The organism is Shewanella sp. Scap07 (assembly GCF_013394145.1).
GTDB classification, from domain to species: domain Bacteria; phylum Pseudomonadota; class Gammaproteobacteria; order Enterobacterales; family Shewanellaceae; genus Shewanella; species Shewanella waksmanii.
The window spans coordinates 574,148-600,797 of the sequence record NZ_CP041329.1 but is presented as its reverse complement, the minus strand read 5'-3'; the positions used below and the strand labels follow the sequence as shown (position 1 = coordinate 600,797).

At 47.7% G+C, this 26,650-nt stretch carries 19 protein-coding genes; 7 read left to right on the top strand and 12 right to left on the bottom strand.

The window, feature by feature from the left end; translation table 11 throughout:
• Window positions 1-18 precede the first annotated feature (18 nt).
• From FLM48_RS02715 to FLM48_RS02695, 5 genes are all read right to left on the bottom strand, one after another.
• The gene (locus tag FLM48_RS02715; RefSeq protein ID WP_179023280.1) at window positions 19-4,350 is read right to left on the bottom strand and encodes an alpha-1,6-glucosidase domain-containing protein; all 4,332 of its coding nucleotides are present in this window, start codon (window positions 4,348-4,350) and stop codon (window positions 19-21) included.
• Between the two features lie 97 nt (window positions 4,351-4,447).
• Window positions 4,448-7,387, bottom strand: coding sequence for a TonB-dependent receptor (locus tag FLM48_RS02710; protein ID WP_179023278.1), 2,940 nt, complete (start codon window positions 7,385-7,387; stop codon window positions 4,448-4,450).
• A gap of 516 nt (window positions 7,388-7,903) precedes the next feature.
• Complete coding sequence (locus tag FLM48_RS02705; protein WP_179023276.1) at window positions 7,904-8,509, bottom strand: protein-disulfide isomerase; 606 nt, start codon at window positions 8,507-8,509, stop codon at window positions 7,904-7,906.
• 102 nt (window positions 8,510-8,611) lie between these two features.
• Window positions 8,612-9,136: a hypothetical protein gene (locus tag FLM48_RS02700; protein ID WP_028772769.1), complete on the bottom strand. Its 525-nt coding sequence runs from the start codon at window positions 9,134-9,136 to the stop codon at window positions 8,612-8,614.
• Complete coding sequence (locus FLM48_RS02695) at window positions 9,129-9,878, bottom strand: helix-turn-helix domain-containing protein (protein WP_028772770.1); 750 nt, start codon at window positions 9,876-9,878, stop codon at window positions 9,129-9,131. The genes FLM48_RS02700 and FLM48_RS02695 overlap by 8 nt, the downstream gene beginning before the upstream one ends.
• A 540-nt stretch (window positions 9,879-10,418) precedes the next feature.
• On the opposite strand from FLM48_RS02695, the gene FLM48_RS02690 reads away from it, so the two are divergent.
• Window positions 10,419-11,225: a cytochrome c3 family protein gene (locus FLM48_RS02690; protein WP_028772771.1), complete on the top strand. Its 807-nt coding sequence runs from the start codon at window positions 10,419-10,421 to the stop codon at window positions 11,223-11,225.
• A gap of 18 nt (window positions 11,226-11,243) precedes the next feature.
• Window positions 11,244-11,732 (top strand): hypothetical protein, encoded by a 489-nt coding sequence (locus tag FLM48_RS02685; RefSeq protein ID WP_179023275.1) that lies wholly within the window; start codon window positions 11,244-11,246, stop codon window positions 11,730-11,732.
• A 242-nt stretch (window positions 11,733-11,974) separates the two neighbouring features.
• Here FLM48_RS02685 and FLM48_RS02680 read toward each other — a convergent pair whose 3' ends face one another.
• The 6 genes from FLM48_RS02680 to FLM48_RS02655 all read right to left on the bottom strand — a co-directional run bounded on the left by FLM48_RS02680 (window position 11,975) and on the right by FLM48_RS02655 (window position 19,018).
• Window positions 11,975-15,133 (bottom strand): efflux RND transporter permease subunit, encoded by a 3,159-nt coding sequence (locus tag FLM48_RS02680; protein WP_179023273.1) that lies wholly within the window; start codon window positions 15,131-15,133, stop codon window positions 11,975-11,977.
• A gap of 9 nt (window positions 15,134-15,142) precedes the next feature.
• The gene (locus FLM48_RS02675) at window positions 15,143-16,357 is read right to left on the bottom strand and encodes an efflux RND transporter periplasmic adaptor subunit (protein ID WP_179023271.1); all 1,215 of its coding nucleotides are present in this window, start codon (window positions 16,355-16,357) and stop codon (window positions 15,143-15,145) included.
• Between the two features lies 1 nt (window position 16,358).
• A complete protein-coding gene (locus FLM48_RS02670; protein ID WP_179023269.1) occupies window positions 16,359-17,672 on the bottom strand; it encodes a TolC family protein in 1,314 nt (437 codons plus the stop codon).
• Window positions 17,673-17,824: 152 nt separating this feature from the next.
• The gene (locus FLM48_RS02665; RefSeq protein WP_256871025.1) at window positions 17,825-18,247 is read right to left on the bottom strand and encodes a hypothetical protein; all 423 of its coding nucleotides are present in this window, start codon (window positions 18,245-18,247) and stop codon (window positions 17,825-17,827) included.
• Between the two features lie 164 nt (window positions 18,248-18,411).
• The gene (locus FLM48_RS02660; RefSeq protein ID WP_179023267.1) at window positions 18,412-18,600 is read right to left on the bottom strand and encodes a DUF3012 domain-containing protein; all 189 of its coding nucleotides are present in this window, start codon (window positions 18,598-18,600) and stop codon (window positions 18,412-18,414) included.
• Between the two features lie 49 nt (window positions 18,601-18,649).
• A complete protein-coding gene (locus tag FLM48_RS02655; RefSeq protein WP_028772778.1) occupies window positions 18,650-19,018 on the bottom strand; it encodes an STAS/SEC14 domain-containing protein in 369 nt (122 codons plus the stop codon).
• 96 nt (window positions 19,019-19,114) lie between these two features.
• On the opposite strand from FLM48_RS02655, the gene arfB reads away from it, so the two are divergent.
• The 5 genes from arfB to FLM48_RS02630 all read left to right on the top strand — a co-directional run bounded on the left by arfB (window position 19,115) and on the right by FLM48_RS02630 (window position 23,994).
• Window positions 19,115-19,531, top strand: a complete 417-nt coding sequence (arfB, locus tag FLM48_RS02650; RefSeq protein ID WP_028772779.1) for an alternative ribosome rescue aminoacyl-tRNA hydrolase ArfB — start codon at window positions 19,115-19,117, stop codon at window positions 19,529-19,531.
• Window positions 19,532-19,695: 164 nt separating this feature from the next.
• Complete coding sequence (aroQ, locus tag FLM48_RS02645) at window positions 19,696-20,160, top strand: type II 3-dehydroquinate dehydratase (protein ID WP_028772780.1); 465 nt, start codon at window positions 19,696-19,698, stop codon at window positions 20,158-20,160.
• Between the two features lie 4 nt (window positions 20,161-20,164).
• Window positions 20,165-20,614, top strand: a complete 450-nt coding sequence (gene accB, locus FLM48_RS02640; protein ID WP_179023265.1) for an acetyl-CoA carboxylase biotin carboxyl carrier protein — start codon at window positions 20,165-20,167, stop codon at window positions 20,612-20,614.
• 13 nt (window positions 20,615-20,627) lie between these two features.
• Window positions 20,628-21,995 (top strand): acetyl-CoA carboxylase biotin carboxylase subunit, encoded by a 1,368-nt coding sequence (accC, locus tag FLM48_RS02635; protein ID WP_179023263.1) that lies wholly within the window; start codon window positions 20,628-20,630, stop codon window positions 21,993-21,995.
• Window positions 21,979-23,994 carry a tetratricopeptide repeat protein gene (locus FLM48_RS02630; protein WP_179023261.1) on the top strand — a complete coding sequence of 672 codons (2,016 nt, stop codon included), beginning with the start codon at window positions 21,979-21,981 and terminating at the stop codon, window positions 23,992-23,994. The genes accC and FLM48_RS02630 overlap by 17 nt, the downstream gene beginning before the upstream one ends.
• Window positions 23,995-24,630: 636 nt before the next feature.
• Here FLM48_RS02630 and FLM48_RS02625 read toward each other — a convergent pair.
• Entirely contained in the window at window positions 24,631-26,277 is a 1,647-nt protein-coding gene (locus tag FLM48_RS02625; protein ID WP_179023259.1) for a hypothetical protein, read from the bottom strand.
• Window positions 26,278-26,650 lie beyond the last annotated feature (373 nt).

Genomic DNA, 26,650 nt, shown 5'->3' with positions numbered 1-26,650 from the left:
TTAGCAGCTATAAACCGGTTAGTTTTTGGTTACCGTTAGTCGCGGAGCTTTAGCATCCGGCCCAGTCACGGTGAAGCGATAACTGCCCGCTTCAGCAACATCAAGGTGCATATTTGCCCCTTTTACCGCTAAGGTTTGCCCAACATTCAAACTGACATTTTCTTGCTCGGCTGCCGCGCCCAAATCAACCGTGCTCCAGTCACCGGTGGCAATTTTGAACTCATTGTCGCCAGCTGCTAAGTCAATATCAACGCTATACACTGACATGCCTTGGTAGCTCAATACATCCACCTCACCCCAGCCGTTCATGCCACCGCGAACATAAACCGTATTGCTGCCGAACATTTCCGCTTCATACACGGTCAAGGTCGGTTCATTGCGGTTTGATGCATCAAAGATGAACGCATAAGTGGTATCAACCGGCGCATCAAAGGTCATATTTGCGCCGCTCACCGCCAGTAGCTTCTCTTGCATCAAGGTCACCACACCATCGGCTTCACCTGAGCCGTAATCGACAGTAGACCAGTCGCTTGATGCAATTTTGAACTCCTGTGAACCTGCCGCTAATGTGATATCAGCACGGTAAATACCGCCGCCCATATAGCTCAACATGTCATCGGTGCCCCAGCCATTCATGCCACCACGCAGGAACACCTCAGTGCCAACAAACGGCTCTTCATTGAACACAGTTAATACCGGAGCTTCTTTATCTGAAGCATCAAAAGAGAACACATAAGTGGCGTCGATTGCTGCGCTAAAGTGCAAGTTAGCCCCTGAGCGAGATAACGGCTCGGCAACTCCCTCTTCTACCTGAGCTTCAGCCGCTGACAGGCCACCAAAATCAACACTGCTCCAATCGCTCGATGCAATCTTAAATTCATAGTCACCGGCCGCTAAGGTAATAGCAATGCGATATTCGCCATCACCAACATAAGTCAGCATGTCGGTTTCGCCCCAACCGTTCATACCACCACGAACAAACACTTCGGTACTACCATAAGGCACCACATCCGGCGCGCCAACTGTTGCATTGGCAGCCAGACCATAGCCGCGATCCGCACCTTGCGGTTTAACAAACACCGCAGTGGTATAAGCTGGTACGGTAAAGGTGCCTTCCTCTTCGCCGGCACTAAAGCTAGCACCTGTGACAATGGCATCAATAGAAGCGCTTAACGTTGGATGAAGCTCAAAGCCTGCCGCAGTGGGGATCGTATGGCTGACGGTTTCGGCGCTAGCGTTAACCATCACCACCATGGCATCGTGCATCATATCTACGTCTGCTAACTGCTCGCCGTCATCAATGCTCATGACAATCACGCCCTGAGTCTGGCGTTTACCGACATTATGGAAACCAACCCGCTCGATAATATCCATCTCATTGGTGAGACGCATAAGTGGGCTATCGCGGCGAATACTTAAGAACTCATTAAATACCTTCGATGCCATCTCAATCTCACTCATTGAGGCAGCCGCATTAGGGTTAGCGGAAATGCCCGCTATCATATCCCACTTTTCCCCGTTGTCTTGCTCACGCGGTAAGCCAACATTCCAGTTATGGCTTTGTTTGGTAAAGTCTACCCAGTTAAACCAATCGCCCGAATCATAGCTGTTACGATCCATTGATTTAGAGCGCAGCAAATCGCCGCCCATTTGTAAGAATGGGATCCCTTGGCTAAGCAGTGGAATGGTGGCAGCTATGTTCTGCACCCGAACGCGCTCGTCTAAACTCATGCCCACTGGGTTTTTATATTGCAAGTTGTCCCACAGGGTTTCATTGTCATGTTTAGAGACATAGTTGACGCTGTCGGCCGGATCCGCTGCATAAGCGGTTGGCTGACTGTTCCAACTAAAGCTACTGCCTTTAGCTGAGTTGCCATTAAAATCTTTTAGAATAAAGTTTTTAACGTTACCCGCCATAGAAAGGCGCAGGGTATCTTGGTCGCGAAGTGCTTCATCACTGGCCTCGGTTTTAAAGATATTGGCGCTGCGGACACTTTCACGAATACGGTCATTGAAGGTACCCACTTCACTACCTGCCATGTTGGCTTGTGTGGCTTGTTCAAACAAACGGTTATCGGCCACTTCGCCAAAGTTCCAACCTTCACCATAGAAGTAGTTATCTGGGTCGACTGCTTGCACAGCATCACGCGCATTTAAAATGCTCTGTTTAGGCATATGCCCCATTACATCAAAACGGAAGCTATCAAAACCGTACTCTTTGGCGAGTATCACCATAGAATCACTGACAAACTTATCCATCATACGATGTTCAGTGGCGGTGTTTTCACAGCACGTAGAGCGCTCAATATCACCACTCTCTTCGTTATACCTGTGGTAATAACCCGGCACCATTTTATCCAGCACTGAGTTGTCCCACAGCCCTGATGAACTGGTATGGTTATAGACCACATCTAGCACAACGCGTAGCCCCATATCATGTAGAGCCTTGTTCATTGCACGTAGTTCAAGCACTCTTGCGGTACCTTCTGGCGAGCTAGCATAGCTACCTTCAGGGGCAATGAAATGGTGTGGATCGTATCCCCAGTTAAATCCATCATAGCCGCGCATCCCCTCTACAATCGCTTGCGCATCGGCCGAACCAGGCAAGGCATCGGCCAAAATGCTCTCAATGGTGGCCGACTTATCTTGGGTACTGCACGCATCTGCATTGTCTTCTATCTTGTCACACAACATGCCTAGCGTATCGGTCATTTCGACCCGCTCGCTGACATCTTCATTAATGCTAGCAATATCGGTTACTGGTAATACGTGGAAATGAGTTAAACCATGTTCAACCAAAGATTTCAAATGCATCACTGGGGCGCTGTTCATCTCGGTAAACGCTAAGTACTTACCGCGATTAGCCGCTGAAGTGGTTTCATCCCGAACACTAAAATCTCGTACATGACCTTCATAAATCACCGCATCTTCAGGGTTAGTGATAGTGGCGACTTGATGACCATCCCAATCTTCTGGCTTGAGATCTTCATCAGCTAAATTAATGAACTGACTATAACGGCCATTAGTTGACACGTTTAGCGAGTATGGATCGGTGGACTCTATGGTTTCGATCTGCTTGCTGACTGGGTGATACACCGTCACTTCGAAACGGTAATACAAACGGTCGACACTCATATCAGTGTTATAACCCCAAATGCCGGTGGCCTCATCTAGGCTCATCGCTTCACTGCGGTTTAGTGTCTTGTCACTGTTATAAATATTCACACTGACAGATTTAGCCGTGGGCGCCCACGTTGATAACATAATGCCATCGTCGCTATACACCACACCAAGGGTGGCTTCGTCAGCGTCATTTTCACCTAGGGTATATAAGGCATCTAACACCTTGGCGTGCTGCACATAAGTCGCCGCAACAGGCGTATCGTCGCCGTTGTAAGCCGCGACCACTAACTGAGCTTTTGCCACAGCCTTGGCCTCATCTTGGCTCAGGCCAGTGCTATAAGCAGGCCAGTCGGCTAAGTGGGGCACCAGCGCTTTTTGCTCATCAGTTAATTCAACTGCGGTGAGCTCCACCGATTGACTGTTAACAATACGGTCTGGCTCAGCCTCAACGGCTAAATCACCATTTTGACTATAGTGCAGTTTGAACATGCCAATACCGGCATCGTCTTGATTCCATACGAGTGTATCGGCATCAAGCCAGTGAGCACTCATACCACTAATAGATAATGGCTGCGCACCTAAGCTTAAGATTGGATATTCGAAAACCGAAGGCTCGCCATGCAAGGTAAAGTTCATTCGCACAAAGGTTTCATCATCTTGCATTAGGGGCATTTTTAAATCGACATCCCCCATGGCTTTACCCGAACCTTCAGTGCCAATATGGACAATAAAGTTAGCACATTCGTTGTAGCCATCTTTTAGCTCAACAATCCAGTAGGCGCCGTAGTTAGGATCAATCCCATCAAACTGATGACCATTGGCCCAATCTGTTGCATCAAATGGCGCCGCGTAAGCATCACACTCGTCGTTATTCCAAGTATGTAATTTATAACCGTCATAAACGGGATCATTTGCACTGTTGGTCGCGTCATTAGGGCGGTTGTAGTACACCACAGCTTGATTGTCACCGGGAGTAAACACCGGGTCGGGCAGCGTGGGATCGGCGCCGACGATACATTGCTCATTATTTTCATCGGGCACGGTAGGAGCTGGGCAGCTTATTGGCTCTGGCGCCACACAACTTGTACCCGCAGCATTGGGCACCATAGGCACATTACAGGTCAGTAAAACTTCGCCAGGCTCTGACGAATCGCCGCCACAACCGCTTAAGGCCACAGCACTGACAGCAAGCGCCAGTAAAGAAACCGAGTTAGAGATCCTCATCATGAGTGATGTCTCCTAAGTAATTAATTAAGTTCAACAACGGACTGTGCTTTGTATTTATATGCAGTGCTCAGTCCGCAGAAGCTGATGTTCGTCGCGTTTATAGTGCGAAGGTCATACCGAGATAGAATTCACGTCCAAAGTACTGCAAGGTGCCGGTTTTACTTTCGGTACCAAAGTAACTTTTAGTGGGTTCATCGGTGACGTTATTCACTTGGAACAACACGCCTAACGCGTCGGTTATTTGGTAAGAAGCTTGATAATCAATCACCGTCTCTTCGGCAAAATTGACCACCTGCTCATTAATGGCCACTTGCTCAGAAACAAACTCGTCACGATAGCGGGCACTGACACGGGTTTCGAAACCTTCATAGGAATAAAACAGCGTGGCACTGGCAACGTTATTTGATAATCCAGGTAGTGACTGAGTCACGCTCTCACCACCTAAATCAGTTTGAGACTCAACTTCACTTTCGGTGTAGGAATAACTGAGGTTCAAGCCAAGGCCAGACCAAACTTCAGGCAAACTAGTAAATACTTGGGTGTAAGCCAATTCGAGACCACGAATATAGCCACCTTCCGAGTTGTTGACTGCGGTGGTATAGGTGCCATTGGTGGTTTCAATTTGCTCGCCGCTGACAGGGTCAATGATGTAGTCGGGCACGTTGAAACCATTGCCCTTAAAGTCAAAATTCTCTATGGCAACGGTATCGATAAACGAATCGATATTTTTGTAGAACAGCGCCGCAACTATCGCGCCATCATCAAGGTAGTACTCGTATGAAATATCATATTGGTCAGCGTAGAAAGGACGTAGGAACGGGTTGTTAGTACTCGAACCATTGATTTCACCATCATCATTGACCGAAGCGCTCGCATCACCTGCCAAACGGTTAATCGGTGGACGAGACATCACTTTAGCCGCAGCAAAACGAATTTGTGATTGATCGGTGATTAGGAAATTAAGGTTTAACGAAGGTAAATAATCGGTGTACTTCTCACCTTTAACCGTCGGTGCATACAAGTTATTAATGATGCCCACTTCATCGATGATATTTTGCGAGCCCAGTTCTGGATCGCCACCGACATTTTCAAGCAAGGTTGCAGATTGATCGGTTTCTACCGCACGCACACCAAAGTTACCCGTAACCGGAATTCCGCCAATTTCAGCATCGATATTCACCATCACGTAGGCAGCAAGAATTTTCTCGTACACTTCACCACTTTGCAGTACCGACCATGAATAGTTGCTGGTGTAACCTTTAGCATCGCTCACGCCATCTGCATTACCCCAAGTTTGCACCGGCTGAGGCACGCCTTCTGGGAACCACGCCGCCAGCGCTTTATCGAGATCAACCGCTAAATAGTCAGGGAAATAATTGAAATCGCCTTCCCAGCCAACCACGGTGGTCATATCGTCGGTTAATCTTAATGGTGGCTCGGTAGATGAAAAGTCGCCATCATTGCCGTACTCGAATACGGAGCGGTCGTTAGAATAGGTGCGATCAGAATAGCGCGCCCCCACTTCAATCGACGCAATGTAGTCGTTATCCAAATCATATTTAAAGTCTAAACGGTAAGCATTGACCTCATCTTCATTCACAAACGGGTAAATACCGTATTTACTCACCATGACTTTATCAATATCAGAAAAAGCCGCCGCCTGATTGAAACCGACATTGGGCAAATCTAAGCCGTTAAGCTGATAGTTAATCGCCACATTTTTATCAAAGATTGGCGTTTCTGCAGTGGCATCTTCCGCAACATTGGCCCACAACAAACCGTTACGGAAATCACTTTTGGCTGACGAGTAAGAGATATCGGCAGACACACTTAAACGCTCTGTTGCTTGCCATGTGCCATTAATACCAAAGCTGTCGACTTCATCAAAGTCTTGATTGTCATCATTAACAATCTCAACCCGAGTAAAGCTTTGCGAGGTGCGGTTAAAGTTGCCACCAATCACCGCGTTGCCATCAAGCACGGGATTGGCAACTGCTGCAGACGGGCCGCCTAACTTTACCCGGTAACCGCGGGCAAACGCTTCACTGTCAAAGCGTGAAATGAATGCATCGGCCTTTAAAGTAAAGGTATCGGAAGGTGCCCACTCCAGCGCGCCCATATAACCATTACGGGTTTCAACGCCGCCTAAATGCTGTACCTCAAAGCCTTCACTGATGTACTCATTTGCAGGATTATCTTCTGGGCCGTTGGTATCATTCGCTAAGCCATCAACATCTTTATTGCCGTTATAAGCCAGACCAATAAACTGGGTGGCAACACTCGGTTGCTCTAGCCTTGCATAGCCTAATGCCACACCTAAGGTGTCATCCAAGTACTTACCTTGATAAGAAAAGCTCAAGCGATGGCCGTAGTCTTGTGCGCCATAGACTTCATCGGCGCGGTCGTTATACATGCCGCGGGCGTTGGCAATAAAACTGTGCTGTTTATCAATCGCTAACGGGCTCGCTGTCGCCAGCTCAACGGTACCGGCCACGCCGCCCTCAATAAGCGATGCTTTTGGCGATTTGTACACTGCTGCTGAGGTAATTAACTCTGAAGGATATTGGTCAAACTCGATGCTGCGGCTACCACTGGTAGAGACTTGCTCACGACCATTTAAGGTTGAAAAAACAAAGCCACCTGACATACCACGAATATTAATTTCAGCCGCTTGCCCACCGGTTCGTACCGCAGAGATACCGGGCAAACGTGTCAGTGCATCAGCCATCGACACATCCGGCAATGCCCCTAAATCATCGGCGCTAAGTTGCTCAGATACGGTATCGCCATAACGCTTTTGATTCAGTGAGTCTATTAAGCTACGGCTATAGCCGGTGACCGCAATCCGCTCGATCTCTTGCTCACCATCCTGAGCGTCATTGCTCGCTTCTGCCGCTGTCGCGTCAGTAGCCTTGTCGTCAGCAGATACCGTTTGCGGCGTTGGCTCTGCGGCAAGTGAGTTCAGTGGATAAAAAAATCCGCCTAATCCTGCCGCTGCTAGCGCTAAAGTGAGAACACTTGGTTTAAAGTGTGACATTGGTTTAATCCCCTTGGTCTTGCGACTTTTATTACCCAATATCCACTTATACGGCTCGGACTAATCTGACATTAGGCTTATAATTTATCAGCCATACTAGCCAAGGTTGTTTTTTGAGCACAACTTAATGCATACGTATTCATAACATAGAAGCAACATTGCACAATCACGAAAACCGACTCAAACTATTGATTGGAAGTGCTTTATACCAGAAATACAGAACAAGTTAATTGTAACCAAGTTGTGAATGGTGAATTGGACTACTGACATCACACGAAGGGAAGATTGTTAGAATGGACGCTTATAGCAAAGAGAGCGAGTAATAAACTGGGAGTTAAACAGCTGAGCCTCGCTAGCAGCGCAGTAACTTAATCGCATTGTTTATGCATAGTTAGCGCTGCTAAAGGTCAATAGTAAATGCGATTTATGACTTTAGAAAAAGCTAAGCGTTAGACGCTAAGTTTATAGGCCTTAATTAATCGCAAGTACATATTGCACTTGCGATAAATAACTAAATTAAAACGCTGCCAGTTCTTGCTTAACCGCCTCAACCACGGCTTGCGGATCATTAAGGTATTTAGAGTGGTCGATAAATATCGCGTTGTCATCTTGGGTCATGATCAGTGCGGGGAAGTGCTGGGTGCCAATCATCTGCTGGATTTCAGCAATATCACCTAAGGTGATTTCTGCATCGACACTCAGTTCATCTTTAAAAATTTTGTTTGATGGCGACAACTTAAATTGGCTGACAATGTCATTAAAGTTGTGCTTACCTTCCAGTGGGTTACCTTGGGTAAAATGGGCTTGCTGCAAGGCATTAAGCACAGCAAGTTGTTTTTCTGGCTGTTTATTTTGCAGCCATTTCATTAAGTTGGCGGTTTTAACCGAGTTTTTCGGGCTATTCACATAGCGCATATGCTCATCGGTAAATTTGACTCGGCTAACTTTTTTAACCGCATTAACTTGCTGCTCACCGGCACAATCCTTACCAATATAATGAGCCGCATGTAGCAAATTAATTGCCATATCGGGAAAAGCTTGCTGCAGTGCATTGACCAATGGGGTTGTTGCGTAACTCCATGGACAGTGAGAATCGTAGATAAAATAGAGCGCTTGAGTCATAGCCTATACAGATATTAGCTTACAGATGGGCCGATCCTAATGAGTTTGCCGCCAATATTCAATCACGGTAACGCTTTTAACAGGCTGCCAAGGTGCAGCAGCCTAACTCATGGTGACTAAACTACAGGCACAAATATTGGTACTGGGTAGAAAATACAGTAGCGCGGTATTGTCAGCCTCATTACGACTAACAATTTGCACCGTGAGATTGTGCACGCCTTGCTTACTGATATTTCGATTGGCAAATGCTTGCAGGTGTTTGGCATGCATCGGCAAAGACAGCTGTTCATGGTGACGTACCAGTTCACTGCTCACTAAGTTGAGAATGTAGGTATCTTGTCCCTTGTTGGCACTTAAAATATCGCCACTGAGGTGCAAAGTCGCTATGGGTACACCGTCGGAAGTAAAATAACGATAGCTGATACTAGCCGAACGCTTTTGTAACGCAAAATCAGCAATTAAGGCGTGGTGCTCTATCTGCTGAGTTTGTGGGTTGGTTGCTACCAGCTCATTACGGCAGGACAGTACAATGTCTACCTCGGTGGCGCGAATATGTTGATAGATAATGATAACCGCAATCACCAATATGCCTATCGCGAGACCGCTTTTAAGTGTCGATTTAGTCACAGAGCGATACCTCACTCAGCCATTGCTGACTAATAAATTTTGGATTTAAGCTAAAGTCACTGGTTTTGATATTACGCACCAGCAGCTGACCTTGTTCGCCTTTGCCCATCATAGAAATATTGAGAACTTGCATGTCGTTCGACAACGCCAAGTACACTTGCTGCCACGTGACCTCAGGGCAGGTATTGATTGCCGCCACCACCTTAGCTTCAATGGTTTTCCCTTCCCGCGGTTGAATAGACGGCGACTCTAGCCACGTCACGGTAAGTGGCTGTGAATTATCCAGTATCACCGCTTTGTGATGCTTAATCGGCATGGGTTCTTTTTTAAACCAAATATACTGATGCATGGCCATCACGCTGACTGTTAGCAGCAAGATAGCCATAGTCGCAAAGCCAACCAGCATGCGCTTACGTTGCTGCGCCTTAATGGCCCAATCACTTTTTGGGACTTCAAGATTTAGCCGATAACCTTTACGAGGTAAAGTTTCAATCAGCTCAGCATGGGCTTCGCCAAAATGTTTACGCAGGGTAAACACCGCCTTAGCTACCGCCGATTCGCTCATCAAGGGCTGTTGTGAACCGGCACAGGCAAGCTGACTTTTAGACATAACTTGATTGGGGTGCAGTGCCAATTGCTCAAGCACCTGGCATTCTGTACGCGTAAGATGAAACAAAGATTGAGTTTCACTGTTGTATAGCTGGCTATTTGCTATATCAAACTCAAAAATTTTTAACCGCATGTCTAAGATGCCTAACAAGAATTATCGTCATTATTTTACGCCAATTATCAACCCGCAAATATCAAGCTAGTCACGTTTTAACTATAACAACACCACATCTATTATCAGTTATTAACCCTGCATGCTGACCACTAGCCGTATACCTCATGTGTTGATTGCAACAAAGCAAACAACTTAAAAATGTCACCATTTGGCATTAGTTTGATTAACATCAACTTTAATTTTGCATAATCGATTTCGTAAAAAGCCGTAATCAGCATTACATACCGCAAAACAAAAATACCCGATATATCACTTCAAAAATCAAGCGAGGTAAAGACAAAAAACCTAAAAGCATTGCATGCAAAAAATCTAATCTTAGGTGCAAAAATTACTTTGATCTCGGTCTCAATAGCGCGGCTTGCCGTCTGTCATTGTTAACTCAAGCCACATCGCGGCAAACATGCATCACCACCCACACTATTTGGGTATCGCACTGATGAAAGTGTTGCCAAGCGAGCGGTAAAAAAAAGAAAACACTAACTTTAGGATGTGATGACAATGAAAACCTTAAACAGAAGACAAGCACTCAATCGTATTATCGGCATCTCTTCTGCTGCGGCAGGAAGTGTATTAGTCGCTAACCCATTACTTGCAGCCACCGCTAGCGAAGGAGATTGGAAACTCGAAGTCGGCACTCGCCTAGCTTACGCCAAATTAGACCCGATGACCGTTGCTAAACTCGCCTATGAAACCGCAAACGGCTGTATGTACCAAGTATTTGATAGCATCATCAAAAGCTTAGCTGCGTCAGATTCAGTCGATGCCGATAAGTTTGCCCAAGTGCCTACCGCAATGGCGCACTACGGTTACGCTGGCATCCTCGGCGAGGGCACAGTATGCGGTAATATCAATGCCACAGGTATGCTCGTTAACATGCTGTCCATTAATGGTGAGCCAGCCAACGCCTTACTTAGTCAAACCATGCGCTACTACGAGAGTGAAGCCCTGCCCTTACAAACAGCAGAATTTATCAGCGGTATTGGCGCGGATATGACCGAAACGCAGACGCAAGTGGGCACGCCAACGGTGGCCAATAGCATCCTATGTCACTCTTCTATCAGCTTATGGGCCAGTGAAAACGGCAAATCATTTAGCCAAAAAGGTATGCGTTGCAAACAGTTATCAGCATCAATCGTGTATGAGCTTGTGACCATGCTCAACAAAGCTTTCGATGGTGAGACGGTTAACGATCACCCGGTTTCAGACACCGTTGAAAGTTGCCAATCTTGTCACACTGCAGAATCGACATTTGCGCCAAGTGTGAAGACCAATATGTCATGTGATACCTGCCACGGCGGTCATTAATCAGTAGGAGGATTCACTATGAAACCGACGACACGCTATTTAGCTGTGGTACTAAGTTCAGTATTATTATTTGGCTGTAACAGCTCAGATGATGATGACAACACCACACCCGTACCGCCACCAGTGGATGACACTATTGGCATTAGTGACACCACCACGTTAACCGCCAGCATGCAAGCTGCTAGCGACTTAGAAAAAGGCCAAGTCACTGTGCAATTGCTGGGTGATGGCGACAAAGCCGTCACCGACGCCAGCGCATTTAACCTGATTGTGATGGGCTATCCAAAAGATGGGCAGACCACCAAATACAAATTAGCATGGCATCAAGCAGAGCAAGGTAACTGCATTGATACCGAAACCTGCAGTTTGGCCATTGATGAAACCGATGCTGGCATATATCAGTTAACCTTAGACAGTGTTGATTGGAGTCAAGATGTTGAAAGCTATCGCGTTGCCATTGAAGTGAAGGGTGAGCAAGCTCATCTACCACTGGACTTTATGGAGTAAAGTTCAGCGCCGCAGCCGCGACAAAAAAGCACAGTGTTTTTCATCTGCAAAACACTGTGCGTACTAAAGATGTGTTCTCTTTGGTGCCGCTAAAACCGGCAGGTTAGGCAAACTGTTTTAGCTCATCTCCATGACGCAAACAACGCCACTGGCGCACCACTTTTTAGGCCACAAACCGTAACTAAAACTCGCGAATTCATGGTATTTATTTGCCATGAATTCGCACTTTTTTTTACCACATGTTACCGCTGATGATGGCGGTCTTGGTAAATCCAGTGATAAACCGTCGGCAACACCAGCAAGGTCAACGCCGTTGAACTGAATAATCCGCCAATAATCACCACCGCCAACGGCTGCTGGATCTCGCTACCAACTCCCGATGACAGCAAAATGGGAATCAAGCCCAATGCAGAAGTCAGCGCCGTCATCAGTACCGGCCGCAAACGGCCCACACTGCCCTCATAAACACTTTGACTCAGCCCTTCACCGGCGGCGCGGCGTTGATTGATGGCATCCACCAGCACCACACCATTTAACACCGCCACCCCAAATAGGGTAATAAAACCAATGGAGCTAGGGACTGACAAATAGGTACCGCTAACATAAAGCGCCACTACCCCGCCAATCAAGGCCAACGGCACGTTGGCCATAATTAGCCCTACCTGCTTAATCGAACCAAACGATAAAAACAGCAGTAGCGCGATCAAGCCGATGGAAACCGGCACCACCAACATCAGTTTTTGCTGCGCACGCTGCTGATTTTCATATTGGCCGCCCACCACAACGGTATAGCCTGGCGGCAACTGGGCTTGTGGCACCGCCGCATAAATGTCTTCAACCACCGAGCCCATATCTCGCCCCGCGACATTAGCCTGCACTACCACACGTCGCTGCACATCATCACGGCGAATATTCGGCGGTGCCATCTCAATGGCCACCTCTGCCACTTCGCCAAGGCGAACCGTCGCCCCAGTTACACCGCTTAACAGCAGATCTTCTAACGCATCTGGCGCATTGCGATAACGCTCGGCAAGACGAACATTGATATCATAACGAGCATTACCATCAATCACTTGCCCGGCGCTAGCACCGCCCACACCTTGGCTCACAAGACTCATCACCTCATCGACGCTAATGCCGTAACGGGCCAGTTGATCGCGTTTAGGGCGCACCACCAACTGCGCCTCACCGCTCACCTGCTCTAAAGACACATCAACCGCACCGGGGATTCGCGCCACAATATCGGTAAGCACCTGACCGCGCTCAGATAATACATCCAAATCTGGACCGAATATCTTAATGGCAAGTTGCGCCTTTACCCCAGACAGCAATTCATCCACGCGGGTGGCAATCGGTTGGGAGAAGGTAAACAGTAACCCGGGAAATGCACTGAGCTTCTGCTCCATTAAGCGTTGCAACTCGAAACGATTTGCGGCGCTCTGCCACTCGCTCACCGGTTTTAGGCCAATGTAGATTTCTATGTTACTGACAGGCTCTGGATCGCCGCCCAGCTCGGGCGCACCGATACGGCTAAGCGCATAGTCAACCTCTGGAAATTGCAGTAATATTTGCTCCAGTTTCGGCGCCACATCAAGTGAGGTAGCTAAACTGGCTGTGGGCGCTAAGGTAACCCGTAAATTGATGGTGCCCTCTTCCAGCTCAGGGACAAACTCAGTGCCTAGGCGCGGCAGTAACGCCATGCTCATGGCAAACAGCAACGCCGCTGCAGACATCACCCGTTTAGGCTTAGTCATCACACTCGTTAAAATGGTGCGATACCCCGCCTCGATAGGTCGTAACACGATACTTGGCTTCAACCTTACACCGCGGTTAAACAGCAATACTGCTAATGCCGGCACTGCTATCAAGGCCACCAACAATGCTGAGATCATCGCCAAAATAATACTTACCACCATCGGCTGAAACAGCTTGCCTTCTACGCCCTCTAACGCAAACAAAGGCGCAAACACCACAATGATAATTGCCGTAGCAAAGAAGATAGGACTGCACACCTCCTTAGCCGCCAGCTTAACTCGCGTAACAATGTCACTACTCAGCGGTTTGGCCGCGCTATCGCTGTGACCACTACGGCGCTCGGTCTGGGTGAGGTGTTTAAAGATATTTTCCACCATCACCACCGAGCCATCGACCAACATACCAATTGCCACCGCAAGCCCACCAAGGGACATCAGGTTAGCCGACATACCAAAGTAAGCCATCACCATCAGCGCTAAGCCAATCGAGACCGGGATCGACAACAACACCAGTAACGTGGCGCGGATGTTGACTAAAAACAGCGCCAAAATCACCACAATAAACACAAACGCCATCAACAGCGCATCGCGAACCGTTTTAACCGCCTGATTGACTAAATCAGCTTGATCGTAAAACACTTCAAACGACACACCATCAGGCAAGGCTTGTGCTATCAGTGCGCTGCGCGCGTCAATATCATCAATGGTCGCTTTAGTATTGGCGCCCATCCGTTTTAGTACGACCCCAGCAACCACCTCACCAAGCGATTCAAGCTGGCCATCATTGCCGCGGCGAGTCATGGTCACTGCGCCGACACGAATTTCACTGCCGTAAGCCACATTGGCGACATCAATCACTCGTACCGGGGTACCACCCGCTTGAGTCAATGGGATTTGGCCAATGGCTTTTAACCCCGCTTCACCGGCTGGCAACAGGCCATAGCCACGTACCACCAGTTGCTCTTGCCCTTGGTCCATAAACCAGCCACCGGCATTACGGTTATTACTCTCTAATGCACTGGTCACCTGTGCCATCGATAAGCCATAACTGCGAAGTTTATTGGGGTCTATCTGCACTTGGTATTGGCGAACCTCACCGCCAAATGACAGCACTTCGGTGACCCCTGCCACCGGCATCATAATCAGCTTCACCAAGTAATCATTAAGACTTCGAAGTTCAGCCGCATTGACACCAGAATCTGGCGTGGCGCGCAATATGTACTGATAAATTTGTCCTAAACCTGAAGTATTAGGGCCAATCTCGGGCACACCAACGCCATCGGGAATCATCTCTCTGGCGGCTTGTAACTGCTCAAACACCTGCTGACGGGCAAAGTAGATGTCAGTCCCTTCATCAAACACCACGGTGACAATTGATAAGCCGGTACGCGAAAGTGAACGCACTTCATTCACCGCAGGCAGCGCATACATCGCCGACTCCACCGGATAACTGATCAGCTTTTCAACTTCTTCAGCCGCCAACCCTTCAGCAGCAGTATTCACCGTCACCTGAACGTTAGTCACATCAGGAAAAGCATCAAGGTTGAGTTTAGGTAACATCGCAAGACTGGCGATCACCGCGCCTAGCAAACCAAGTACTACCAGCAAACGCTGCCTCAAGGCAGCATCTATGAGTTTATCTAACATGCTTGCCCCCTAGTGGTTGTGAATATCAAAGCCAGATTTCGCTTGCTCTGATGCCAGAAAAAATGCCCCCGAAGTGACCACCTGGCTGTTGGGCACAATGCCTTTCACCAGGTTCATCCCCCGTTGACGTTCCACCACTTGCACCTCTTGGGATTGATAACCTTCGTCAGTCAAAACAAAAACTTGCCAATCGCCATCACTGCTTTTGGTTAATGCAGCATCGGGTAATATCACCCCGCCACCAATCGCACTCGGCAAATACAGCTCGGCAAACTGACCGGCGTGGATAACATGGCCGGGATTTTCTAGGCTGACTAAGATTTGCTCGGTGCGGGTGACGCTATCTAACTCATGGGAGCGACCAATCACCGTGGCTTCCAACATGCGACCATTGATACCCACCAGCGCTTTACCACCCACTTTGACAGATTCAGATTGCGTCGGTGTCACTTGGGCTTCCACCCATAAGTGCGACTCATCGGTGAGTTGCATCAGCGGCATTCCCGCAGCAATCACTTGGCCTAACTTGGCTTGGTCTTGCTGCACTCGGCCACTGATGGGGGCAAGCAATTGATAACGACCTATGGTTTCAGGCTTGGTAGCAAGCTGCGCAATCTGCTGTGGGGTCATTTTCATCGCCTCCAGCACCGCCCGTTTTAACTCAGCGTCAACTTGCGCTTGTAAGCGCCTACTCGCACTAACAGCGCTTTGGCTCATACGTTTGACTCGGTCCCACTCTGCTGCGGCATTAATAAAGTCCGCCTGCGCTTGTGCAACCGCTACGCCACCTAAAGTCAATAATGGTTGGCCGGCGTTGACCTCTTGTCCGGGGACCACATGTCGCTGCTCAACACGCACATCGAGTTGAGGCACTAAGGCCATGGTTCGGTCACGGTCAACCACCATAGTGGCAGTGGCGACAGCCTCAAGGTTGAAGCTTTGCTCAGACAAGGTCGATACTTTAATACCAGCCAACTTTTGTTGTGCTGCTGATAAGCTGATGCCATGAGACGCTTCATCACCATGATCATCAGCGGGGCTATTTTCAGCACCAGTGAGCACTGCACTTGGTGGGTGTGCATGGCCCTCACCAGCACGGGCTTCACTGGGCACCAATGCTATTACCGATAAACTGACCACAGCGGCAAAGCCCAGTGCTCGCAAAATGGCAGCGGAGACGGTGTTCAAAGCTTGAGGATATTGGCTTATTGATTGATTGTTCATGTTACTCACCTAAATTGTTCATCAACACTGCATCCGCCGCTGATGGCGTACCTACAGTAGAAAGTTGTGACTTGAGAAAAGTTTCTAACTGGCCGCTTTGTCCCATCCAATCGAGCCAACTGCGATACAGAGCCGACTCCAGCGATAGTCCAGCCAAATAGCTGCTGGCGAGCTGACGCTGACCCGTCAGGTAGTCACTGGTACTGATATCGCCTGACTGCCACTGCTGATCCATTGCTTGGTCGGCGCCCTTAACAGAAGTAAGTACTAACTCTCGCCAATCACTATAACGTTGCTGTAATCGTGGTAAGCTCAGCGAAAATAAAGCATGCCCTTGGGCAATTCGACGTTCATCAATCAGGTAGGTGTGCTCTGCCACTGCAATACCTTGGCTTGCCACGGCGATATCTTGCTTGTAGGTGTTACGAAATTGCAGAGGAATAGACACGCCAATGCCAATCTTATTCTCATCACCTTCGCGCTCAGCACTGAGGCTCAGCGTTGGATCGGCTGCGGTATCGGCTTTAGCTTGCTCTACAGCGAGTCGGCTCAACATCACTTGTTGATAAGCGCTCTTTAACGCAGGCAGCTGCGCGGTGACCTGCGCGGCAGAATCAGACAACGACAGTTGCTCAATAAAGTCATCAAATGCGATATCTTGACGGCCAAAAATCATCACAACTTGAGAGTCAGCACTAATAGATGCTTGCTCGGCGAGGGCAAAATCAGCCGCTTTACTGGCCAAGTCAAGTTGCATCATTTGCAGTTCAGCCAGCGATAAATCGCCCACTTGCACTTGCTGCTCAGCAATATCTAGCTGCTGCATAGCGGCATCAAGCTGGCCTTGTTGAAACGCCAATTGCTTGCGGCTTTGTGACTGCTCGACCAAGGCGAGTAATGCCTGCGCTAATGACTCGCTACGTGACACTGCAATCTCAGCTAATTGGATCTGTGCTTGTAGCTGCGCGCGACGAGTAGCGATACCGCGTTTATCGCCCCAGTCCAGCGTTTGGCTAATATCCAGTGAATAGGTGTCTTGGTCTGCGTTTTGGTAACCCAAACCTAGTTCGGGGTTGTAGACAGCCTGGTCGGCGGCCTGCACCATTAACTTAGCTTGTTGGTACTGCGCTTGCTGCGCCTTAATTTCAGGTTGTTGCTCAAATTGCTGCAACATTTGTGGCAACCAGCGCGCAAACGTTGGGTTAGCACTGTGTGCCTTAGCAGCGATGGGGGGCTCAGCTGCTACAACGGCGATCGACATACTTGCCGGCATTAATAGGCCTAACATTAGGCCCGTGATGATATTGTGTTTCATCTTAAATCCTAGCGCTTATATTGCCTTTTAAATCACCGCCACAAAGGGCTGTGGAAGATAAAAAGCAATCAATACGAGATATCACCGCAGCTGAGCACGCACGCGAACGCGCACATGACCGGCTAAGGTAATAGTGGTTTTTTAGTTAGGATTTAAGCTATTGGGGGGCGGTAAGTAGGTTGCTGCTCCGGCGGGAAATAATCTTCAACTAAATTATTGTGCCCCTGCGACAGCGGTACCGATGGCACCACAACCACTTGTGATATCAGTGTCAGATGGCCACCGTGGCATTGGCAATCTAAACATAAGTCGAAGCTTTTAGTTTCGACTTTAGTCACTAGATGTTGATGCTGCTGGGGTTCAAGCTCTGTGGCTTCACAAACGCAATCAACGCACTGCTGCAGGCTTTCCACTTGTGCTGTAAATTGCAGGTGTGGGTGATTGTCTTCCTCTTGGTCATGGGTTCCCAAATGCAATTGATGCGCGCCTAAGTTAGCACCAGCAAATTGCAGTGCCACTATCGCGACCATAGCAATGGCGATTTTGTGGAATAGTTGACGCAAAAAGTAGCTCAAACAACACCTTTAAGGAGTGGTAGTAACTAATGAGTGTTCATTAGCAATGTTATTCAATCTGACAGGTAGTGTAAATGTAAGTTCATTTAGCGCAAACAAATTTGCGCTAAAAGTGCCAATTTGTGATGCAATTGGCACTTGCACATCAAGCCACAATCACTGTGTTAAAATACGCAGTGCTTAGTGTAATCAGCGGCCTCATTGGCAGTCCAATCACCTTTGGGCTTTTCATCCATCTGCTTACACCACTTCTCGCTGCCGACTTCAGGTGCGCAGCCACTTAAGCTCAGCGTTAACAGCGCGGCAGAGGCTAAAACTGTAGATTGACGTACAAACGAAGATAAACCTGACATGATATTCCCTTAATACTAAAAATTGTCGCGCAGTAACGACTGCGACATACTAGACGAGTGGCTGTTTAGCACTGATCCAATCGATGGCGAGCTGCTTGTCATCCAGTGGATACCAAGCCACCTCAGCTTGCATAAATGGCCCCATTAATCTGACCGCATTACCAAACCAGTCGGGCCCACCGACGAGCACCAATGCATCACATGGCGGTAATTGTACCTCACCTACACCAGAAAGTGAGTCACTTTGCCAACCTTCTAACAATACGTCAGCCTCAATATACAAACACACCTTGCCGTGCTCTTGTCGATACTGGTCAATAATGGGCACAATTTGCTTACCATAGTCTTCGGTCGACAAACGGCCGCTGGCAAATAAACTCAGCACGCCTTTGGTAATATCGGCGATTTGACATAACATAGCTGCACTCCCACAGGGATAACGAAACGGGCTGCCCAAAAGCAGCTTAACCGGCCTTAGGTCAAACAGGGTAAACTAAAACCGACATCGAACACCATGATAAAAATCACTAATCGAGTACAACTGGCAGACAATGAAATCGAATGGCAGTTTATTCGCTCAAGCGGCGCAGGCGGCCAGCACCTCAACAAGGTATCGACGGCGGCGCAGCTGATTTTTGATATTCGTCAATCGTCACTGCCTGAGTTCTATCAGCAAGGTTTACTCAACAAGGCTGACCATCGCATCACCAAAAGCGGCAAAGTGATCATCAAGTGCCAAGCCAGTCGTAGCCAAGATGCCAACCGCCAAACTGCCCTTAATCAATTTATCGAACTTGTCGCCAGTGTGGCGCAGGTGCAAAAAAAGCGCATCGCTACTAAGCCAACCAAAGGTAGTCAAAAACGCCGAGTAGAAGCCAAAAAACAGCGTGGTGCCACCAAAGCCTTACGACAAAGTAAGCCCAAATACTAAACCGCTACTTGCTATCACCACGAGTTGCGCCGCCCCACTGACGTCAATATCCCTTGTTATGATAAAAATTCAAAACCTGCTTGAAATGGCTGCGATTTATTAGCAAATAACGTACATTAGGGGTAATACTAGAGTTAACTTAATAACGTACAAAGGGATGCACAATGAGCAGTCAGGCTAAAATATTATTGGTTAATGGCCCAAATTTGAATTTACTTGGCCGACGTGAACCCGATGTATACGGCCACCAAACCTTAGATGATATTGTTGAAGAGCTAAAACACAGTGCCCGTGAACGCGGTGTGGTGCTTGAACATATACAGTCTAATGCCGAACACATGCTGATTGATGCCATTCACGGCACCGATGCGGATTTTGTCATTATTAATCCCGCCGCCTTTACCCATACCAGTGTAGCCCTGCGTGATGCACTGCTGGGCGTTGCTATCCCGTTTATCGAAGTGCATTTATCTAATGTCCACGCCCGTGAGCCCTTCCGCCACCATTCCTATTTATCTGATAAGGCCATCGGAGTCATTTGCGGTTTAGGGGCTAAGGGTTATCACTACGCCTTAGATAGCGCAATTGGCCAACTTGATACAGCACCAACGTTAACGGCGCAAAGGTAACTCCATGGACATTCGTAAAATTAAGAAACTCATTGAGCTGGTCACCGAATCAGGGATTGCCGAGCTAGAAATTACTGAGGCTGAAGGCGCAATTAAGATTAAAAACCAGCCCAACAGCGCCCTACGAGTCACGCCTCAAAGCGTGCAGACAAGCACTGATGATCAGCTTCAAGAACCTGAGTTCGGCAGCAAACAAGTGAGCGTGGATGATGCCAATGTGGTGGTATCCCCTATGGTTGGCACTTTTTACCTCGCACCAGAACCCAACGCCGAACCAGTGGTGGCCATTGGTGACAGTGTTGAGGTTGGCGATACCTTGTGCATTATCGAAGCCATGAAAATGATGAACCAGATCCAAGCCAAGTATGCCGGTACCGTAGCAGATATCTTGCTGCAAAGTGGTGATGGCGTAGAGTTTGACCAGCCACTGATGATTATCACACCACGTCAGTAGCAGCGAATATTGCATGGATAGCTTAGCACCAATCAAACGAGTACTGATTGCCAATCGCGGCGAAGTGGCCCTGCGTATTCTACGCGCATGCCACCAGCTCGGTATCGAAACGGTGGCGATATATTCAACCGTTGACAAAAACCTGCCCCATGTGGCGCTGGCCACATACTCGGTATGCATTGGTAACGGCCCCAGCCAACAAAGTTACTTGAACTCGCAAGCCATTCTCGCTGCGGCTGACTTACATCAAGTGGATGCCATCCATCCGGGTTATGGCTTTCTGTCAGAAAATGCCGAATTTGCTGAGCAAGTCGAGCAATGTGGTTATCGCTTTATCGGCCCCAGTAGCGATGTGATCCGCACCATGGGCGATAAGGTCAGTGCCATTGCCACAATGCAAGCCCATGGCGTTCCCACCACACCGGGTTCAGATGGCTTGCTGGGTAACGATTTAACCAGCAATAAGCAGTTGGCAACCGACATCGGCTATCCAGTGATCATTAAGGCCACTGCAGGCGGCGGTGGCAAAGGGATGCGGATTGTTAACCACAGTGATGAGCTCGGTGCGGCCATTGAGCTAACGCGCGCCGAAGCTGACGCAGCCTTTGGCAACAAGGGGATTTATTTAGAGAAATACCTCACCCAGCCTCGCCACATCGAGCTGCAACTGTTAGCCGATAAACACGGCAACGTTCTGTGTTTAGGGGAGCGTGACTGCTCTATGCAGCGCCAGCAACAAAAAGTCATTGAAGAAGCGCCCGCCATCAATTTTAGCGAAACACTGAGACAACAGATCAGTGAGCTGGCCATCAAAGCGTGCCAAGCCATTGGCTATTGCGGCGCAGGAACCATAGAGTTTCTCTATCAAGATGGCCAATGTTTCTTTATGGAGATGAATACCCGCCTACAGGTCGAACATCCAGTAACTGAGCTAGTGAGCCATATCGACATTGTTGCCGAGCAACTCAACATTGCATCAGGTAAGCCATTAGCGTTATCTCAGCAGCAAGTCAGGCTTCAAGGCCACGCCATTGAGTGCCGCATTAATGCCGAACACCCACAGAGCTTTTTACCCAGCAGTGGTAAAGTGACTCACTTAGTCATTCCCGGCGGAATAGGCGTGCGTTGGGACAGCCATTTATATACTGGCTATGTGGTGCCCCACCATTATGATGCCATGGTGGCTAAGTTAATCACCTACGGTGACAGTCGTCAGCAGGCCATCGAGCGTATGCAACAGGCCTTGAGCGAATTACACATCGCCGGAATAGACACCAATATTGCCCTACTACGCAATTTACTCACCGACCCAGGTTTTATTGAAGGTGGGCAAGCTATTCATTATTTAGAGCATTGGTTGGCAAATGTTACTCACGCTTAACCACCCAAGCAGCCTTTTGAGTTGCGGCCTGCTGAAAAACTTAGCTGCAATGTTGCTACTGTGCATGCTAATAAGCTCACCGCTATCGCTCCACGCCGCTGTTAATAAACCCGACCCACTGCAACAACTCAATATCAGCGCCTATGATGGGGCGGCTAAAGACTATGTTGATGACAAGGCCTGTGCTACCTGTCACGCCAAACTGTTTGAAAGCTATCAAGATGTAGGTATGGCGCGCTCTTTTGCTGCCCCCGCTGATGCAGTGTTAATGGAGCGCTTTGGCGAAGAGTATTACCACGCTGAGTCATCACGCTATTACCGCATCGACAATCAAGACCGTGAGCTTATCTTTCACCGCTACCAAAAAGATGACCAAGGCAATCGCATTAATCACTTCAGCGTTGGCATTGACTGGATTTTGGGTTCGGGCTATCGCGCCCGTAGTTACCTCTATCAAAATGATGCCGGTGAGCTGTATATGTTGCCCCTAGGCTGGTACGCACAAACCCAGCAATGGGCCATGTCGCCAGGATTTGAAACCAAACACCATTTTGGCGTACAGCGCCAAGTTAAGCGCGAATGTATGTTTTGTCATAACGCTTACCCCGATGTCGAAGCAAAGAGTGATAGTCCTTTCGCCGCGCACTTGTTTCCAGAGCAATTGCCACAAGGTACAGGGTGTCAACGTTGCCACGGGCCTGGTGCCAATCACATTCGCGCCGCATTAAACGCACAACCAATTAGCCAAATCCATGGCAATATCATCAACCCGGCAAAGCTGGCGCCAGAGCAACGTGACTCGGTCTGTTTTCAATGTCATATGCTACCTGCTGTGAGTATGGTCGGCGTACGGGATTTCGACAGCCCAACCTACAGTTTTCGAGCCGGTGACAAACTCAATGATTACCTTGCCCATGTGGAAGTGACCCAAGCCAATGCCGACAAGAAACAGCATTTTGAGATTAACCACCATGGTTACCGTTTTTGGCAAAGTGAGTGTTACCAACAAAGCCAAGGGCAATTGGCTTGCATCAGCTGCCACGACCCCCATGTTAAACCTCAGTCACAAGCCTTTCGAGCCCAAGTCTCACAAACCTGCCAACAATGCCACCAAGGCATTGAAGCTAAGCATCCCACTGTCAGTGAGCAGAAACACATTAGTACTAGCAGCGATTGCGTCAGCTGCCATATGCCAACAACCAGAACTCAAGATGTGATCAACGTGACCATGACCGATCATAAAATCAGTCGCGGCCCGTTTGATCTTAATGCGCTGATCGCACCGATCAACAAGCAAGACCCGATTATTACCGATATCAATTTATTGCCATTTGGCGAGGTGGCAACGGGCGTAAACGCACAGTTAATCCGGGCCACAACCGTACTAAGAACCAAAGCCAATGCAGATGCGGCGGATGCGTTAAAGCACCTGTTAGTCAAACACCAGATTGACTCGTTTGTCCCTTATGTCGATTTGTTGGCTGCTGAGGTAAAACTTGAGCGCTATCATGCAGCTATCAACACCGCCAAGCACATATTAAACCAGCCCAATGCACCGCAATTTACCACGCTATCTTACCTTGGCATCGCCCTACTTGCAGAGGGGCAAACTGAGCAAGCCATCAAGGTGTTGTCACACGCCATCACCTTAGAGGACGATCCTAAAAACAACTACAATTTAGGCGTCGCGCTATTCAATCAGCAGCAATTTACTACGGCACAAACTCAGTTTGAACGTACCATAGAACTGCGCCCAACCATGCACAGTGCCTGGCTGTTTTTAGGTAAAGTACACCAGCAACAAGGCCAAGTCGCATCCGCCATAGCCGCCTTTAAACAAGCCCTGGCAATTGCACCCGACTTTGAAAAAGCCTACGCCGAACTGGTTCAGCTTTTAATCAAACAACAGCAACTGAGCGAAGCAAAACGCTATCTACAGTTGGGGCTGAAATCAGCACAATCAACAACTAAGCTGCAGGATCTGCAAGATAGCCTTTAACTAGGTTTCACCACGGTGAGATTATCCATAGCCTGAAGGGTAGTTGCAGGGAATCGCCCTCCCAACGGGGTTTGGTAGTCATCTACCTGATGACTATCGGCAGGTTTTACCTCCAGCGGGGTGGGATTATCCATGGCCTGATGGATAGTGGCAGGTTTTCGCCTCCAGCGGGGGTTATCCATGGCCTGATGGATAGTGGCAGGGTTTCGCCTGCCCAGCGGGGAGAGTTTTACCCATGACCTGATGGATTGTTGCAGGTTTTCGCCTAGCCAGCGATGGGGTTATCCATAGCCTGATGGATAGTGGCAGGGTTTCGCCTGCACGACGGGGAGAGTTTTACCCATGATCTGATGGATAATTGCAGGTTTTCGCCTCCAGCGGGGTGGGATTATCCATGGCCTGATGGGTGGCTTCAGGATTTCGCCTCCAGCGGGGTATGTGAAGATGCTATTTCGGGTCGCTGCAAGCACTTCCATGTGCGCTCGACGGTGGCATCCATGCCACCAACGCCCTCTGCCGCATCTGCACTGGGTTAATTGTCTCTTCGAAGTGGGCCTTATGATTGGAAAGGCGCAAGGCATAAATTTATGCTTGCCCTGACCCAACATATCATCGACACTTACTAAAGTTAAAAAGTTATCGAGAACGGAACTTACCCATTCGATATTGATTTAACGAGCTAGAGGCTGCTATTTCATTTAGCGCTTCTCCAACCTTTTCGGCCAGTTCTTTACTACCGGATGAGAGTAGCATACAAGCTCTTATATAAGAGGTTAACTCTTCACCCTTAAAGCCTTTAAATAGCTGGACAAATTGCTCAGATGAGAGCTTATTTAGCACTTCAACTTCTGACAAGTTGTAACTATTAGAATCTTTTCTAGACTCTAGAATATCCATCACAGTAGGCTCTGGCTTGAGCTCTAAATATGCCTCTCTTAGCTTTACTACAAATTTTTCGTCCTCAATTCCAAAAGGATTTGTAATAATACTATCAACATTAAATATTTCAGGGTTATCACTTCTTACCGTTATAAAATAATTTATAAGCTCATCAGATTTTTCATCTTGACTTAGAATTCTTAGAAGTTTTAGGCCTGTTGCATATTGGGAGCATGAAGTAGTTGAAGCAATATCTCTCATTCCCGCCTCCAACGCCTCCACCACAATTTCTTCATCGTCATCAAAAGATCCGTGAAGAATATTCCAAGCCTCGTCCCACTTTTTACTTTCCTTTCTAATATTAATTTCACGCTGTCTATGGTCACACAATGGGACTAATGATTCATGATCTAAAAAGCCTTGCTCAATTCCCTTTGCAACGGCCAAATCAATTTCATCAGCAAATATGTATCCATAAGATTCAAGAAGAGTATTCCACTGTTTAGTTTTTTCTTCAGTCCATCCCAAATTATCATTTGACTTTCTTAAACCTGATTGAGCTGCAAATTGGAACTCCGGAATAGACTCCTTATCAGCTCCATTACAGTAATAACACCAAGCAAGAACTATTGTTGTATGAATTACTTGCTTTTTAAGCTCTTCATCATACTTATCAACAAAGCCTAAAAAATCATCAACGTGTTCAAGTACTTTTTTGATCACCCTTTTGTTCTTGATAGCCAAACCGACACAACAATCGCGAATGTATTCTTTAAAGTCAATGCTGTAGCCTTCCGACATTGTATCGAAACACTGTTCGGCAGTTGGTTCAAAATGCAGCTGTCTATCTACAACCTTTTCCTTGTATTTTTTGTAGTCTTCAAAAGTTTCATCATCAACGTTCTCATTAAGCAGTAAAACAACTTTACAGTCTTTGCGTTCCTTAAAATATGAAACAAGGCCCATAAAGTCCTTAATTGATATTTTTTCACTATGGCGTTCTAAGTCATCAAAACAAATAATCGTCTTATTCATTGCTAACTGAGAAACGGACTCAATAAAACCACCTATTCCCCCAACATACTTACTTAGATAGGGAATTTTACTATCTTTAACCAATTCAGCTACTTTACTCGAGTAACCTTTAATATTAGGTGATTCTCCAACTTTTTTTGTATCAACAGCATTTAGAAAAGCAACTTTCTTGATTTCATCAATAGAGTGAATACCAAACAAAGACACATAAGAGTATGAGTTTAAAGCACACTCCCCCTTAAACTCCTCTATATACTTATCCCAGCTATATGTTTTTCCAACTCCCCACCCACCTTTTATCGCAAGAACTTCAGGTGTATCTGAAGCAAGAAATCGTCGTATTTGCTGCTCAACTAAATCAACTGACATAAAAAAATATTCCCTATAAAACAGAGTCATATTCAAAGTTGAATATTTGTAGCCAGAGTAAACTTTATTTAGCTTGAAGACACTACCTATTTCAAAAAACCATTCCTCATTCTTTAAACTAGCACATTACTACGTACAAAAGTTCAATCGAAGAAAGTTAATCATCCAGTGTAGATGCGGCTGAGGCCTTCGACAGCATGGATGCTGTCGCAGAGCGCCCATGGATGGGTTAACAGCGAGCCGAAAAAGCATCTGCACATCAGCCTGCTGCAGGCAATAGTGACCAATGAAGGTCACCACCTTCTAATACATTCCCCGTAGGAAGCGTCGAACTCCTGCTACACCTATCAAACTATGATTAATCTACTGTACT